Origin of the sequence: Streptomyces mayonensis, from assembly GCF_018982965.1 — a bacterium.
GTDB lineage: Bacteria > Actinomycetota > Actinomycetes > Streptomycetales > Streptomycetaceae > Streptomyces > Streptomyces mayonensis.
Map to the genome: position 1 here is coordinate 1 of NZ_JACBYP010000103.1, position 13,417 is coordinate 13,417.

Annotated in this window: 16 protein-coding genes; 6 read left to right on the forward strand and 10 right to left on the reverse strand. The window is 73.1% G+C overall.

Annotated features, from left to right (window positions below; all coding sequences use genetic code 11):
• Positions 1-151 precede the first annotated feature (151 nt).
• From HZS56_RS29130 to HZS56_RS29145, 4 genes are all read right to left on the reverse strand, one after another.
• The gene (locus HZS56_RS29130) at positions 152-946 is read right to left on the reverse strand and encodes a methyltransferase domain-containing protein (RefSeq protein ID WP_216723788.1); all 795 of its coding nucleotides are present in this window, start codon (positions 944-946) and stop codon (positions 152-154) included.
• A gap of 66 nt (positions 947-1,012) precedes the next feature.
• Positions 1,013-1,645: a nucleoside/nucleotide kinase family protein gene (locus HZS56_RS29135; RefSeq protein ID WP_216723789.1), complete on the reverse strand. Its 633-nt coding sequence runs from the start codon at positions 1,643-1,645 to the stop codon at positions 1,013-1,015.
• 321 nt (positions 1,646-1,966) lie between these two features.
• Positions 1,967-2,242, reverse strand: coding sequence for a DUF397 domain-containing protein (locus HZS56_RS29140; protein ID WP_031031229.1), 276 nt, complete (start codon positions 2,240-2,242; stop codon positions 1,967-1,969).
• Entirely contained in the window at positions 2,243-3,103 is an 861-nt protein-coding gene (locus HZS56_RS29145; protein WP_216723790.1) for a Sco1979 family transcriptional regulator, read from the reverse strand.
• 345 nt (positions 3,104-3,448) lie between these two features.
• On the opposite strand from HZS56_RS29145, the gene HZS56_RS29150 reads away from it, so the two are divergent.
• A complete protein-coding gene (locus tag HZS56_RS29150; protein ID WP_216723791.1) occupies positions 3,449-4,099 on the forward strand; it encodes an ATP-binding protein in 651 nt (216 codons plus the stop codon).
• A complete protein-coding gene (locus HZS56_RS29155; protein ID WP_216723792.1) occupies positions 4,096-4,530 on the forward strand; it encodes a hypothetical protein in 435 nt (144 codons plus the stop codon). Before HZS56_RS29150 ends, HZS56_RS29155 begins: the two co-directional genes overlap by 4 nt.
• Positions 4,531-4,538: 8 nt before the next feature.
• On the opposite strand, the gene HZS56_RS29160 is transcribed toward HZS56_RS29155, so the two are convergent.
• The 5 genes from HZS56_RS29160 to HZS56_RS29180 form a co-directional block, all read right to left on the reverse strand.
• Positions 4,539-4,721: a DUF8839 family protein gene (locus HZS56_RS29160; protein WP_216723793.1), complete on the reverse strand. Its 183-nt coding sequence runs from the start codon at positions 4,719-4,721 to the stop codon at positions 4,539-4,541.
• A 185-nt stretch (positions 4,722-4,906) separates the two neighbouring features.
• Positions 4,907-5,593: a DUF899 domain-containing protein gene (locus HZS56_RS29165; protein ID WP_216723794.1), complete on the reverse strand. Its 687-nt coding sequence runs from the start codon at positions 5,591-5,593 to the stop codon at positions 4,907-4,909.
• 168 nt (positions 5,594-5,761) lie between these two features.
• The gene (locus HZS56_RS29170; RefSeq protein WP_216723795.1) at positions 5,762-7,165 is read right to left on the reverse strand and encodes an amidohydrolase; all 1,404 of its coding nucleotides are present in this window, start codon (positions 7,163-7,165) and stop codon (positions 5,762-5,764) included.
• Positions 7,165-9,051, reverse strand: coding sequence for an FUSC family protein (locus tag HZS56_RS29175; protein ID WP_253915103.1), 1,887 nt, complete (start codon positions 9,049-9,051; stop codon positions 7,165-7,167). The genes HZS56_RS29170 and HZS56_RS29175 overlap by 1 nt, the downstream gene beginning before the upstream one ends.
• Before the next feature lie 343 nt (positions 9,052-9,394).
• Positions 9,395-9,862 carry an ATP-binding protein gene (locus HZS56_RS29180; RefSeq protein WP_374201220.1) on the reverse strand — a complete coding sequence of 156 codons (468 nt, stop codon included), beginning with the start codon at positions 9,860-9,862 and terminating at the stop codon, positions 9,395-9,397.
• A 193-nt stretch (positions 9,863-10,055) separates the two neighbouring features.
• Here HZS56_RS29180 and HZS56_RS29185 point away from each other — a divergent pair, with 193 nt between their 5' ends.
• A complete protein-coding gene (locus HZS56_RS29185) occupies positions 10,056-10,913 on the forward strand; it encodes a helix-turn-helix domain-containing protein (RefSeq protein WP_216723814.1) in 858 nt (285 codons plus the stop codon).
• Positions 10,910-11,110: a DUF397 domain-containing protein gene (locus HZS56_RS29190; protein WP_216723798.1), complete on the forward strand. Its 201-nt coding sequence runs from the start codon at positions 10,910-10,912 to the stop codon at positions 11,108-11,110. Before HZS56_RS29185 ends, HZS56_RS29190 begins: the two co-directional genes overlap by 4 nt.
• Positions 11,111-11,226: 116 nt before the next feature.
• Here the strand turns inward: HZS56_RS29190 and HZS56_RS29195 are convergent, their stop codons facing one another.
• A complete protein-coding gene (locus HZS56_RS29195; RefSeq protein ID WP_216723799.1) occupies positions 11,227-12,009 on the reverse strand; it encodes a nucleotidyltransferase domain-containing protein in 783 nt (260 codons plus the stop codon).
• A 195-nt stretch (positions 12,010-12,204) separates the two neighbouring features.
• On the opposite strand from HZS56_RS29195, the gene HZS56_RS29200 reads away from it, so the two are divergent.
• The gene (locus tag HZS56_RS29200; RefSeq protein ID WP_216723800.1) at positions 12,205-12,618 is read left to right on the forward strand and encodes a RidA family protein; all 414 of its coding nucleotides are present in this window, start codon (positions 12,205-12,207) and stop codon (positions 12,616-12,618) included.
• Positions 12,619-12,735: 117 nt separating this feature from the next.
• Positions 12,736-13,380, forward strand: coding sequence for a hypothetical protein (locus tag HZS56_RS29205; protein ID WP_216723801.1), 645 nt, complete (start codon positions 12,736-12,738; stop codon positions 13,378-13,380).
• Positions 13,381-13,417 lie beyond the last annotated feature (37 nt).

Below are 13,417 nucleotides of genomic sequence, written 5' to 3' on the forward strand. Positions count from 1 at the left end.
CCCCCCCCCGCGCCGCGCCCCGGCCCGCGGCCGATTGCGGGGGCGGGGTGGACGGCCGGGCACGCCTCAGGACGGACCGGCAGGGCAAGCCGCGGGCACGCCGTAGCCGGCGGCGTCCCCGTGCGCCCCTCTGCACCTTGCGCCCCCACGCCTACGCCTTGCGCCCCCACGCCGAGATCATCGGGGCCGTCGCCAGGTCCATGCCGCCGGACGCGACGTTCGCGAGGTGGCGGTCGATGTCGTCGTGCGTCGCCACCCCGGCGCCGACCAGCTGGTCGCGGACCTGGCGGACCGTCGCGGACTCCAGGGCGGCGCACGCGGAAGAGGTGACCGGGAAGTAGGCGTCGGCCTCCACGCGGCGCAGCCCGGCCTCCCTGAGCAGGCGCGGCAGCCGGCGCCCGTAGGAGAGGTCGGCGCCGCGGCGGGAGAGCAGTTGCCGGAAGCCGTGCCGGAGCCGGTTCGCCAGCTGCTCCTCGGGCCCGTGCTCGTCGGGGCAGAGCAGCGGCTGCAGCGCGGGGTCGGCGTCCTCGACCAGGAGGCGGCCACCGGGGCGCAGCGACCTGATCATCGAGCGCAGCGCCTTCTCCCGGTCGGGGACGTGGACGAGTACGAGCCTGGCGTGCACCAGGTCGAAGCCCTCCCCCGGCGGTTCCTCCGCGCCCACGTCGTGCACGCGCACCTCGACCGGCGGCCGCCCGGCCGGAGCGATCCGCGAGGTGTCGATGTCCGTCGCCAGGATCCTGCCGGTCGGCCCCACCTTCTTGGCCAGCCAGGACGCCACCGACGTGCCCCCGGCGCCGACTTCCCAGCAGCGCCAGCCGGGACCGACGCCGAGACTCTCGAGGTGCCGGAACGTCGTGGGGTCGAAGAGCGTGGCGAAGGCGTCGAAGCGCTCCGCCGCCTCGGACTGCCGGTTGTCGAGGAGGTACCCGTCGGTTCGCGTCATGCCGCGATCATCCCAGTTGTCCCGCTTGGCGGAAGGGGGCGACGCTCCGGCCGACGGCCCGGCGCGTCAGCCGCTCCACGCGGGATGCCGGGGATCGTCGGCCCGCACCAGGACGTCGGCCGCGTCGGACGGCCCGGTCTCCTCCTCGTAGCGTGCGAAGGCCGGCAGGGTCCAGTGCTCGGTCTCGGGGGTACGGCGGCGCAGGGCGCCCGGGGTGAGGACGAGGTGGACGCTCAGGTCGAGGGGGAACCAGTGGCGCAGCAGGAAGGGGCCGTGCAGCAGCAACACACCGCCGGGAGGGAGCGTGGCGTAGGGGCTGCGGGTGGCGCGGTCGGTGACCGGGTCCCACAGGTCGGGCAGGATCCGTCCGTTTCCGCCGGGGCCGAGGGGATCGAAGACCTCACGCCAGAGGGCGCCGGTGTCGAACCAGCCGTTGTAGTAGGACTCGACGTCCTGGTGCCCGTACTCCAGGCGCAGCGAGGCGGGGCGGAGGAAACCCTGGGTTCCGACGACGAGGGAGGGACGGCCGCGGACCCGCAGCGCGTCGGAGATCCGCTCGGCGAGGTCGCCGGGGCGGGCGGCGGGGGCGCCGTCGAGGGCGACGCGTGTCCGGTCGCTGCCGTCGGTGGGCTCCAGGTCGAGCAGGCGCTCGGCGATCCGTTCGCCGAGCCGGTCCCAGGTGATCGCTTCCAGTCGCACCCGCCCATGATGCGTCAGACACGAACCACACCCCACCCTGTCACTCCACGCCCGTGCCCACGCCCCGCGGATCCCCGGAGTCCCCGGATCCCTGAACACGTCCGCGCGGGTGCCTCGGCGGCCGCGTCGGTGGCGTACGTGCTGGCCCTCGCCTGGAACAGCTCCCCGCCGGCCCCGGACACACGACACCCCGGCCCGCGTGGCAGGGCTGCCGCGCGGGCCGGGGTGTTCAGCCGGGTCGGCTCGGCGCCGACGGCTCCAGTGGCAAAGACTTCAGTGGGAACGGCTTAGGAAATCAACAAGCAACAAGAGCGTGCGTGGTCAGGACAGCAGGAAGTCCGCCTCTCCCGCCTTGGCTCCCTGGATGAACGCCGTCATCTCGGCCGAGGTGTAGATCAGTGCCGGACCGTCCGGGTCGGTGGACTGCCGTACGGCGACCCGGCCGTCGGCGAGTTTCATGGCCTCAAGGCAGTTGCCTCCGTTGCCGCCGCTCCACGGCTTGTGCCAGCCCTCGCTGCCCAGCTCCCGGGCGGGCATGCCGTTGTAGATCCGCTCACCGCGGGTCAGGGGCGAGCGCTGGGGCTTGATGCGGTTCATTCACAACTCCTTGCGGAGATCCCGGAGGATCTCCTTCGTGCGATGTGCCGTGGCGGCCTGCGCCGCCATGCGGTCCATGACCTCGAGGTGGGTCGCCACCTCGCCACGCGCGTCGAGGTAGACGGCGCCGGTCAGGTACTCGCTGTAGACCATGTCCGGAAGTTCCGGCATGGCGAATCGGAACAGCACGAAGGGCCCGTACGTACCGGGGTGCGGCCCGCCGGAGAACGGCGCGACCTGCAGCGTCACGTTGGGCAGCTTCGTGGCTTCGAGCAGCCGGTCGATCTGGGCACGCATCACCTCCGGCCCCCCGACGGGGCGGCGCAGCGCGGTCTCGTCCATCACGACCCACAGCCGGGGGGCGTCCTCCCGGGTGAGCAGTTCCTGGCGCTGCATGCGCAGGTCGACGTGGCGTTCGATGTCGTCGGGCTGGGTCTGTCCGATGGCGCCCGAGCGGAGCACACCACGGGCGTAGTCCTCGGTCTGCAGCACGCCGGGAACGAAGTGGGGCTCGTAGGAACGGATCAGGGCGGCCGCGCCCTCCAGGCTGACGTACAGCGAGAACCAGCCGGGGAGGATGTCGTGGAAGCGCTGCCACCACCCGGGTTTGTTGGCGTCCTCGGCCAGCCGGACGAAGGCTTCGGCCTCCTCGTCGCTCACGCCGTACGCCTTCAGCAGGAGCTGGAGGTACGGGATCTTGAGGGCGACCTCGGCCATCTCCATGCGGCGGACCGTGGCGGGGGCGACACGCAGGATGCGGGCGGCCTCCTCGCGCTTGAGACCGGCACGTTCCCGCAGGTCGAGGAGGCGCCGGCCGAGCACGACCTGGCCGACCGTCGGCGCCGACCGCGGCTCGCTCACCGCCCACCTCCTGTTAAGAGTCCCGAAGAGTCCCTGCGTCCCTGCGTTCCAGTGCGTCCAGTGCCCCTGCGGGCCGGCCCGGCATGCCCGTGCTCGAACGGCCGGGCATGTCCTCGTACGGACAGCCCGACGCGCCCTCGTACGGACGGCCCGGCGTGTCCTGATGCGGACAGCCGGACGGCGCCAATCGAAGAACTGTTCGAGAGCCTGTGCAGGTACTCGACGATCCGAAGTGGCGCCGCTCGACGTGCTGTTGCGAGCAGTGTGCCACGCCCGTCCAGAACGTCACACCGCACTCTGCATTTTTCAGAGTGACACTTGCCAAGTGTGCACGGCGGGGCGATAGTGGCAAGCGTGATTCCGTCCGCGCCCTTAGGAACAGACGCCGCCGCGGGCTCCCTGGGCCTCGGTGCCGCCATGGGAGCCGGCCCTTCGGGGCCGCCCTCCGTCGAGCGCCGGTTTCGATTCGAGCTGGCCGCCCATCCGGGTTCTCCCGCGCAGGCCAGACGCCTGACCCGGGCACGGCTGAACGGCTGGTCGGTGTGCGAGGACACCTGCGACACCGCGGCCCTGGTGGTCTCCGAGCTGGTGACCAACGCGATCGTGCACACCGCGAGCCGCCACATAGTGTGCGAGCTGCACGACGGCGCCGACCTGGTCCGCATAGCCGTACGCGACGAGGGCTGCGCGCCGGGCCAGCCCCACCCCTCGGACGACCAGCAGCCCGAGGACGAGCACGGCAGGGGGCTGCTCCTCGTCGACGCCCTGTGTGACGCCTGGGGCGCCCACGACCAGGGCCCCGGACTGCTGGTCTGGGCGGAACTGCCCCGCCGTACCGACACGCCGCACGATCAGCCGGAGCCCCGCAACGACCTGGGCTGGGGCGCCCGCCCGAAGCCCGGCCCCGCCGACGGCACGGGCGACGAGGGCGAGGCGGAGTCCCGCCGTCGAGTGAGCCGGCAGACACGCCGCGGAACGGGGACCGAATGGCTATGAGGGCTGCGTCCGGCATCCGACCGCTCGGGCTGGACACCATGGTCCGCCTCCAGCGCGGCCGACGGGCCCCCGGCACACCTCTGCGACTGCCCGTGCCGGAGGGGATGACGGCCCCGCTGGGCTGCGACGCGGTGGCGGTGCCCGCCCGCCTCGGCCCCCTGGTGCTGCCCCGGCTGCCGCGCGTGGGCTGCGTCTACGCCGACGACGCGCACTGGTGGTGGATCGTTCCGTCGGACTCCGACTACGCCCTGGAGTGGCCCGCGCCCTCGCGGTACGCCACCGGCGCGGCCCTGCCCGACACCCCGGGCCTCCCCGACCTCATCCACCGCCCGGACGACACGGTGCCCTACACCCCGCCCATCCCGCTGTACCTGGCCCTGTGCCGGCTGACGAACACGACGCCCACATGGTCGCGGCCGGTGAGCGCGTAGGCACCCGCTCAGGCCGCCGCGTCCCCCGCGGTGTCGCCGCGCACGACGACCAGGAACATGTCCGAGGCCAGGTCCATGACCACCTCGGCGGGCAGACCTTCCAGGCGCCGCGCCTGGGCGAACTCCTCCGCCGGCCAGGACCCGCGCGGCCCGCCGGCGGGAAAGCGTTCGAGCACCGTTCGCCCGTTCACTCCGCACCTCCATGTAGCGCTGTACTCGTAGAGTCAAACGCCGACCATGAAGTGAACGCCTCGAGTGGTGATGGTACTGAGACATTGTTGACACCCGTTCACCGCAAAGCGTGAGCCGCCGCTCACCCGTCCGGAACATCCCCGTTACGGAGCGTCCCGGAGATCGACTCGCGGTACGCCCGTCGTCACTCGTACTCGTCGTGGTACCGGACTGCCGCACTGCCCGCGGGCGCGCCGAACGCCGTCGCGCGCCCCTCGGGCCTCTCCCACGTCTCCTGCCTGCCGAGCGCGGTCAGGTCGAGCAGGCTGGTGGTCGAGCCGAGCCCGTCGAGGCCGCGCTCGTAGGCCGAGTACGTGTGGAAGACCCGGTCGTGGTCCCGCAGGAAGCAGCTGATCCCGGGCCGCTCGACCAGCCGGCCGTCGTGCTCCAGGGTCACCTCGAAGTCGGTGTTGAAGTCGCTGACGTACGACGAGAACCAGGGCAGCGTCCAGCCCATCCGCGCCTTGAACGGCAGGATCCTCGGATACGGCGCCCTGGAGACCGCCGCGAACGACGTACCGCGGGCCCTCAGGTGTGCGAGGTGCCCGATCTGGTCCAGGAACGCCGAGCAGCTGCGGCAGCCGGTCTCCCACTCGGGGGCGAACATGAAGTGGTACACGACGAGCTGGTCGCGGCCCTCGAAGAGGTCGGGGAGAGTGACCTTGCCGTCGCCGCCCTCGAACACGTACTCCTTGTCGATCTCCACCATGGGCAGCCCGCGCCGCTCGGCGTTGAGGGCGTCGCGCGCGCGGGTGGCCGCCTTCTCCTTGGCCAGTAAGGCCTCGCGCGCCGCGCGCCAGTCCGCGCGGGTGACGATTTCGGGCAGTGACATGGCTCCAGCCTCCTGTGCGACGTGCTTCGGTCCGAGGGCCGACGGTCCGTTCCGGCCCGCGGCGGGGCGGGTCGGGACGGAGCCGTCGGGGGTGGTGACCGAAGGGCGGAGCGGAACTCATCGCTGCCCGGCAAGATTCTTTGCAAGGGGCCTCTGAGCAGGGACTTTTCAGGTGTCGTACTGCTGGATGCGCCGGCCGTGCCCGCGGTCGGTCAGGGCGGGCAGCCGCTCCTCCAGCTCCCGTACCACCTCCGGCACGTCGACGGTGAGCAGCTCGCGGTCGCGCATGAGGACGCGCCCGTCGACGATCGTCGTGCGGACGTCGGCGGAGCGCGCGCTGTGCACCAGGGTGGCGGCGAGGTCGTGCACGGGCCGGGTGTGCGGTCCGGTGAGGTCGACGAGGATCAGGTCGGCCCGCCGTCCGGGCGCGATCCGGCCGACGGCGTCGCCGAGCCCGACCGCGTGGGCGCTCTGCACGGTGGCGTGGTGGAGGGCCTGGCGGGAGGTGAGCCAGCGGGGGTCGCCCTCGGCGGATTTCTGGATCAGGGACGTGAGCGCCATCGACTCCCACACGTCGAGCGAGTTGTTGGAGGCGGCGCCGTCCGTGGCGAGCCCGACCGGGATGCCGATGTCGCGCAGCGCGCGCACCGGCGTGGTGGTGGGCCAGGCGAACTTGAGGTAGCCGCGGGGCGCGGTCGCGACCGCGGTGCGGCCGCCGGCGCGGGCCAGGAGCGGCAGGTCGGCGTCGAGGATGCCGGTGCCGTGTGCGATGAGCACGTCGGTGTCGAGGATGCCGGTGCGTTCCAGGATCCCGATGGGCGTGGCGCCGTGCCGGGCGAGGCTGGTGTCGGTCTGGTCGCGGTTCTCGGCGGCGTGGAGGTGCACGGGCAGGCCGTGGTCGCGGGCGAGCCGCGCGGTCGCGGCGAGGTCGGCGTCGGTCACGGTGTAGGGGGCGTGCGGGGCGAGCGCGGTGGTGATCCGCCCGGCGGCGGAGTCACGGCGGCGCAGGGCGAACTCCAGTGACGCCTCCATGCCCCCGGGTCCCTGCGAGGAGAAGTAGGCCTGGCCCAGCTGCGCCCGCATCCCGCACCGGGTGACGACCTCGGCCACGGCGTCCATGTGGAAGTAGCTGTCGGCGAAGGTCGTCACCCCTGCGCGGATCATCTCGGCGCAGGCCAGCCGGGTGCCGAGGGTCACGTCGCGTGCCGTGAGGTTGGACTCGACGGGCCAGACGACGTCGTTGAACCACTCCTCGGTGGGCAGGTCCTCGGCGAGGCCGCGCAGGGCGGCCATGGGTGCGTGCGTGTGGCAGTTGATCAGCCCGGGGAGGGCGACCTGGCCGCGCGCGTCGATGCGTTCGGCGGCGGGCAGCGCGGCCGCGGCCGCCGCGGTGGTCACGGAGTCGACGACCCCGTCCCGCACGACGACGGCCGCGTCGTGCTCGAACCCGATCCGTTCCCGCTCGTCGTGGACGAGGACGGTGCAGCCGGTGACGACGAGGTCGGCGGGCTCCCCGGCAAGACCGCCGGGCGTCGGCTCCTCGTGGGGCGGGGGCTGGGGTGGAGGCGTCATCACGCCAACGTACGGCGTGCCCCCACGCGCCCGCGCCGTTCGGCGAGTTCGTCCCGCAGGGCGGCGAGCTGTTCGGTGTGGCGGGGTGTGAGCCGGCCGCTGTCGTCGAGGTGCACGGCGCACGCCGTGGTGGTGTCGACGAGCCGTTCGAGCACCGCGGCGACCTCGTCCGTGCCGGCGGAGTGCCGGGCGAGGGCGGGCAGCTCGGCGGCGGCGCGGGCGATCGCGGCGCGGGCCTCGGCGAGCGTGCGGTAGGCGTCGCGGCGCAGCATCCACCGGGTGGCACGGTCGTCGGACTCGCTCAGGACGTGCGCGAGATAGGCGTGCGCGGCGGCGTCCGCGGCCTCGATGCCGGCCCGGACGCCCGCGCCGCCCCGCTGCCACGGCAATGGCAGGTGCCCGGCGACCAGCACGATCCCGCAGGCCAGCAGCGTCTCGCCGATCCGCCCGGCGGAGGCCTGCGGTTCGCCGCCCACCATGACCAGGGCGAGGACGAGAACGGTGACGACGGTGGTCTGGGCGGCGAAGTGCCGTGCGGCGACCGGCACGAGGGCGCCGCACACGGCGACGAGGGCGACGAGCCCCTCCGGCCGGGGCAGCACGGCGGCGAACCCGGCGAACAGCAGCGCCCCGAGCACGGTCCCGGCGGCACGGCTCAGCACCCGGGACACGAGCGGGCCGAGGTCGGGCTTGACGAGGAAGATGGCGGTGGCGGGCATCCAGTACCAGTGCTGGTGGGAGCCGTACCAGTGGCCGTGGTGCAGCGCCTGGGCGACGGCGGCACTGGCGCCGAAGCACAGCCCGACCCGCAGCCCGTACTCCCGCCCGCCGGCGCCGAGGACCGCCCGGACCCGTGAGCGGACGGAGCGCCGGCGGGTGTGCAGGTCCTGGCCCCTGCCCCGGTCGAAGGCGTCGGCGGCGTGCAGCAGGGCGTCGTCCAGCGCCCGCAGCGCGGGGTCGGTGCGGGTGGGGGCGGGCAGCGGGCCGGCGGGGGCGTTGCCGCGGACGGCCGCCGCGAGCCGTCTGGGGCCTTCGGCGGCCCGCGCGGGCACGGCCCGCTCCGCCCAGGCCAGCGCGGTCGCCGCCTCGCCGAGGGGCAGTGCGGCGGCGTACTGGGCGTGCAGCCGGCGCTCGGCCGCGGTGGAGGCACGGCGCCGCAGCCGGGGTCCGGCGAGCGCGTCCTGCGCGTGGTCGAGGGCGGCGGTGAGCGCGGCCCGGCGGGCGACGGCGTGCTCCGTACCGGCCGCGTCGAGCAGCGCGGCGACGGCCTCGTAGACACCGGCGACGGCCGCCCGCTCCCCGTCGTAGCGGAAGCCGATACGGAGATCGCGGAGATCACGGAGATCACGGATTTCGCCCCTGCCGAAGCCGGGCGTGGGCAGGACCAGCCGCAGCAGGAGCAGCCATCCGGCACCGGCGAGGAAGGCCAGCACGCTCTGCCACCCGGGGTCGGGCAGCGGCATCCCGGCGCCCACCGCGCTGCCGACCAGCAGCTGTGTCCCGGTCGCCGACGCCACCGGCCCGACGGCGCTGACGCTTCCGGCGACCAGCCCGAGGCCAGTCAGCAGGAGGGTCAGGGCGACGGCCCCGAGGTGCAGTCCGGCATACGTCCCGACGAGCAGCCCGGTCGCTCCGGCGAGCGCGGGTACGCCGATCCGCACCACGGACGTACGGCGGCTGCCTGGCCGGTCGTTCATACCGGCCAGCATGGCGGCGATCGCGGCGACGACTCCGAGCGAGGTCCGCCCGGCGGCCAGGGCCGCGATCAGCAGCGGCCCGCCGGCCAGCGCGCCCCGGACCACCGCGTTCCACGGAACGGGTCCGCGCTGGGCGCTCAGGGTGTGCGCTAGCCAGGGCGGGAGGCGGCGGGCGGCGTCGGTGAACAAGGGGCGCGGCCTCCTGACGTCGGTCGAGGGCGGTGGTGAGCCTTCGGGCGACGGTGGCCGGGCTGTGGTGCGTGCGTGCGTGGTGCGTGCGTGGTGCATGCGTGCGTGCTGGTGTCAACCATAAGGGAACCGGTGGGCCGAGCGGGAACGCGTGTGTTCCGCGGATGTGACGATCCGGGTGTCCCCGTGGCGGGCAACCGCTGCCGCCCTTCGTCCTCATCACCCGTCCCCGTCACCTGGACGGCGCTTCCCTGCGGCCGGTGGCTGCCCGGAGGGAAGAACGCAGTGTCCGGCGTGACGCCGCTGTGGAGGCAGAAAGAGCGGACGGGCCGGCGGTGGCCGGTCAGCGCGGCATCAGGTCCAGTTCGGCCCGGACCGTCTTGCCGGGCAGGCCGACGCCCTGCCCGACCCGGTCGGTCACCTCCCAACGGTCGGCGAGCGCGTCGACCAGCAGCAGGCCCCGTCCACTCTCGTCCAGCGGTGCGGGGCCCCTCGCCTCCCCGCGCCCCGGCGGCCGGAGTTCGGCTCGCGTGTCGGAGACCTCGATACGGAGGAAGGCGTACGGGGCGTGAGCCAGGCGCAGTTCGAAGTCACGGCCCGGTACCCGGCCGTGGGTGACGGCGTTGGCGGCCAGCTCGCCGACGATCACCGACGCAGTGTCGGAGAGTGAGGTGCCGTGCGGGATGCCCCACACGTGGAGCTGGTTGGCGGCGAGGTGCCGGGCGAGTCGGGCGCCGAGCGGGGTCGAGCTGAAGCGCTGAGTGAACATACGTACGGTAACCGCGACTTCGTGGGGCGGGGGTGGGGTCATGGGGCCACGGTGACGTCGGCCGGGGCGTCTTGCCAGGCCAGCGACTCGTACTCTGGGTCAGCGTACGAGTACGAAGAGTGGACAGTGACGGTGACGGGCTGTAACCCTGAGCGCGTTGGGAGTTGACGGCGGGGAGAACGCGCGGAAGGTGACCGCTATGGCGGACGGTGCGGGTGTGGTCGGCGGGGCCGGGATGTCGACGGCGGCGACGGGCTTGGCGGGTGCGCCGCCGGGCGGGGGCGGTGAGCCCGAGGTCTCCGACAGCCTGAAGACGTTCGGGGCGGTGGTCAAGGGGTTCCGCAAGCGGGCGGGGCTGACGCAGGAGGAGCTGGCCGAGCAGGTGCGGTACTCCGTGCAGACCGTGGCCTCGGTGGAGCAGGGGCGGCGGTTCCCCACCCTGGAGTACGTCCGGCGGGCCGAGGACGTGCTGGACGCGGCCGGCATTCTCAGCGGGGCTGTGCAGCATCTGTCGCGGCAGCCGGGGCTGGCGAGCTGGTTCCGGCAGTGGGCGAAGCTGGAGGCTACGGCGATCAGCCTGAGCACGTACGAGTGCCGCCTGATTCCGGGCCTGTTGCAGACGGAGGCGTACGCGCGCACGCTGTTCGTGAACCAACTGCCCCCGCTGGGAGACGAGCAGATCGAGGCGCAGTGGGTGGCGCGGGAGGAGCGGCAAAGGTTGCTCCGGGAGCGGCCGAACACGGCGTTCAGCTTCATCCTGGAAGAGCATCTGTTCCTGCGGCGCACGGGCGGGGCGGAGGTGACGCGGGAATTGATCGACCATGTGCTGGAGCTGGCACGGCTGCGGAACGTCGAAGTGCAGGTGATGCCGCAAGTGCGAGAGAACCACGCTGGGCTCGACGGTCCGATGCAGTTGCTTGAGACTCCCGAGACCCGGTGGTTCGCCTACAACGAGGGCCAACGTGGCGGCCTGTTCATCTCCGACGCCAAGGAGGTCAGCGTCCTTCAGATGCGGTATGCCAGGATGCGTTCACAGGCTCTCACCCTCGAAGACTCCGCGAGCCTGTTGCAACGGATGCGAGGAGCCCAATGAGCACCAGTGACCTGGCTTGGTTCAAGAGCACTTACAGCAGCGGCGGAGACGGTGACTGCGTCGAGGTAGCCGTCTCCGGGCAGCCCGCCGTCGTTGCGGCGGTCCACGTCCGGGACTCGAAGCAGAAGCGCGGCCCACAACTCGCCCTCTCCCCCACCGCGTGGCACGACTTCGTCTCATACGCCGTGCGGGACTGATCCGTACGTACGGCGCAGCGCCCCGCACCGGTTGAACAACTCCGGTGCGGGGCGCTTGCGTTCCACTTCGGCCCGGTTCCCACCGGCAGTGCAGTGAGCCAGGGACTCGCGTCACGTCACCTGGACCCGGTTGCCTGTACGGCAGCGCCGAGCAGCGTCTCGCACTCGTCGACCGCCCGCGCCAGGCTCTCCGGTTCCGCTGTCAGGCCCGCCACCAACGCGTCGAGTCCGTCCAGGTTCGCCCGCTCCACCAGGCCCTTCTCGTTCGTCACCCACTCCCCCCGCGCCGCCAGGACGGCGTGGGCCGTCTGGGTCGTGGCGAGGGCGATGGCGCCGGCGACCTGGGTGAGTGCCCCCCTGGGGGCGTGTCCGGTCCTGGCGTAGGCGAGGGTGGCCGTGGCCGCGCCGTGCCAGCGTTCGGCGGCGGTGGTACGCAGGGCGGGCGGGTAGGCGGGGCGGGGCAGTTCACCGCGCAGCACCTCGTTGATGGCCAGTTCCGCGACGACGAGGTACGTGGGGATGCCCGCCAGGTGGAACATCAGCGGCTCGACGCCGAAGCGGCCCGCTTCCGCCTCCGCGACCTCGCGCTCGACCACGTCGAGGTCGCGGTAGTGCAGGTCGACCCGGCGTTCGTCGATCGTCAGCCAGGCGCCGCCGTTGAAGACGCCGCCGCCCCACCCACCGATCTCCGAGACCTCTCCCGGCCAGCCGACGGCACGGAGGGCATCCGGGTCGAAGGCTCCGCGGTAGTAGACGGCCAGGTCCCAGTCGCTGTCCGGCTGGTGGGTGCCACGGGCCCGGGACCCTCCGAGGGTGACGGCCCGGACCGCGGGCAGCGCGGCGAGCCGGTCGGCCGTGGTGTCGAGGAAGGCTTCGTCCGTGAGGGCGGGCGTGGGCATTGCTGCGGTCTCCTGACGGTGGGGGGCTGGCGGTCCTGTCCGTGGGGCTCCTGGCGGTGGGGCGGCCGCCGGGCAGGACGGGGCGCCGGTCAGCCTAGGCGTCCGCCGGTGCGGGACGCGAGGGAAATTCGGGTGCGCCGGGCAGGCCGGGGTCGGACGATCAGGAGATTGTCCGTACGCCTACCAGGAGTTCGCATGATTCGGCGCGTCACCGTTCCCGGTCTGTTTCCGCCGCCCACCTACTCCCACGCCTCGGTCGTCGAGGCCGGGACACGGCTCGCCTTCCTCGCCGGGGCCGTCCCGCTGGACGCGGGAGGGAAGCTGGTCGGCGAGGGCGATCCCGTCCGTCAGGCCGAGCAGGTGATCGCGAACCTCACGGAGCAGTTGCGCGCCGTCGGAAGCGGGCCGGAGCACGTGCTGTCGACCGACGTGTACGTCGTGAGCGCCGAGGTCGCGGCGCTGTCCGCCGTGTGGGAGGTCGTCGAGGCGTCCGGGCTCAGCGCCGGTCCGCACTCCTCCACGCTGCTCGGAGTGAGCTGTCTCGGCTACCCGGGGCAGCTGGTGGAGATCACGGCGACTGCGGCCGTACCGGAGGAACACCGCCCGTGAGCCGGGAGCGCCTTCCCGCGGGGAGGCGGAGTTGTTCACGTCGGCGGCGGGGCTGCTGAACAACCGTGGGCGGGGTTGTACTCGTGCGAGCGGATCACAGGTGACGGAAGGCGATCCATGCGCAAGTCGTTCCCCGCGGTGCTCGCCGCGCCGGTGGTGCTGGTGCTCGCCCTGAGCGGCTGCTCCGGCCAGTCGTCGTCCGGCCAGTCGTCGTCCGACCGGTCGTCGTCCGACCGGTCGTCCTCCGGCGCGTCGGCCTCCGAGCGACGCATGCAGGAGGAGGAGCAGCGGCAGGCGCAGGGGCAGGGGGAAGCTGCGGGGGCGGCCGGTGGGTCCTCATCCGCGTCCCCGTCCCGGTCCCCGTCCGGTCCCGGGGCCACGGCTGCCGTGTCCCCGAGCGCCGACCCCGCGGCCGGGGTCTGCCGGATGGTGGACACGGCCGCTCGGAGCCAGTTGATCGCCGGGGCCCTGGCTCTCGGCGACGAGAACGAACAGGACTCCGTGGTCCGGGCGGACACCGCGACGACCTACCGGAACTTCGCCGCCGAGCTGCGCCTGATCGCACCGCAGGCCCAGGGGGAGCTGCGGTCGGCACTGGCGAAGTGGGCGGGCGCCGCAACCGCGGTGGCGCGCTACGTCGCGGAGCACGAACCCCGGGCCGGCTACGTCATCGACTTCGGACCGACGGAGAAGCAGTGGGAGGCCGGGCGGAAGGCGGCCGAGAAGGTGTGTGGGCACGACCTCCCCGACCTCGGTCAATAGGCTCCTCGATCAATAGGCTCCTCGGTCAGTAGGCTCC

Bases quoted from the DNA above. Each gene is read 5' to 3' on its own strand.
- HZS56_RS29130 (WP_216723788.1), bottom strand. From the start codon at position 946: ATGACGCGAACCGACGGGTACCTCCTCGACAACCGGCAGTCCGAGGCG.
- HZS56_RS29140 (WP_031031229.1), bottom strand. From the start codon at position 2,242: ATGAACCGCATCAAGCCCCAGCGCTCGCCCCTGACCCGCGGTGAGCGG.
- HZS56_RS29155 (WP_216723792.1), top strand. From the start codon at position 4,096: ATGAGGGCTGCGTCCGGCATCCGACCGCTCGGGCTGGACACCATGGTC.
- HZS56_RS29165 (WP_216723794.1), bottom strand. From the start codon at position 5,593: ATGTCACTGCCCGAAATCGTCACCCGCGCGGACTGGCGCGCGGCGCGC.
- HZS56_RS29170 (WP_216723795.1), bottom strand. From the start codon at position 7,165: ATGACGCCTCCACCCCAGCCCCCGCCCCACGAGGAGCCGACGCCCGGC.
- HZS56_RS29180 (WP_374201220.1), bottom strand. From the start codon at position 9,862: ATGACCCCACCCCCGCCCCACGAAGTCGCGGTTACCGTACGTATGTTC.
- HZS56_RS29185 (WP_216723814.1), top strand. From the start codon at position 10,056: ATGTCGACGGCGGCGACGGGCTTGGCGGGTGCGCCGCCGGGCGGGGGC.
- HZS56_RS29190 (WP_216723798.1), top strand. From the start codon at position 10,910: ATGAGCACCAGTGACCTGGCTTGGTTCAAGAGCACTTACAGCAGCGGC.
- HZS56_RS29195 (WP_216723799.1), bottom strand. From the start codon at position 12,009: ATGCCCACGCCCGCCCTCACGGACGAAGCCTTCCTCGACACCACGGCC.
- HZS56_RS29200 (WP_216723800.1), top strand. From the start codon at position 12,205: ATGATTCGGCGCGTCACCGTTCCCGGTCTGTTTCCGCCGCCCACCTAC.
- HZS56_RS29205 (WP_216723801.1), top strand. From the start codon at position 12,736: ATGCGCAAGTCGTTCCCCGCGGTGCTCGCCGCGCCGGTGGTGCTGGTG.